Source organism: Cupriavidus sp. SIMBA_020, assembly GCF_046535395.1.
Taxonomy (GTDB): Bacteria; Pseudomonadota; Gammaproteobacteria; order Burkholderiales; family Burkholderiaceae; genus Cupriavidus; species Cupriavidus campinensis.
The window spans coordinates 1-361 of record NZ_JAWRWU010000161.1 but is presented as its reverse complement, the minus strand read 5'-3'; the positions used below and the strand labels follow the sequence as shown (position 1 = coordinate 361).

Sequence of the window (361 nt, the reverse complement as noted above, 5' to 3'; positions counted from 1 at the left end):
GGAGGCGCCCGGGAACGATATTGAGATATCGGGGAGAGGCCCGATTGGCGCGGTTGCGCCTTGCGCGCTATTGTACAATGCGACGGTTTACTGAATACCCGTGAGGCCGGCGCGGGCCTTTCGAGCGAGATCGGTCGCTGTCGTACATTGCAGAACCTGATTCCCACAAGACGAAACAAGGTGCGCGAATGAATCGACTGTGCAAGTCTCTGATGGTGCTTCAGGTTGCAGCAGGGTTCGTAGGTTTCGTAGCGGAGGCAAACGCGGCGGATGCGGCAAAGCCGGATCTGGACCGCGGCAAGGCGATTGCCGGGCAGGTGTGTGCGTCATGTCACGGCGCCGACGGCAACAGCGCGTCGGG

At 61.2% G+C, this 361-nt stretch carries 1 protein-coding gene; it reads left to right on the top strand.

Going from position 1 to position 361, the window contains the following annotated elements; genetic code table 11:
* Positions 1 to 188: 188 nt before the first annotated feature.
* A partial coding sequence (locus tag SB751_RS28625; RefSeq protein ID WP_410748867.1) for a c-type cytochrome occupies positions 189 to 361 on the top strand: 173 nt, incomplete at its 3' end.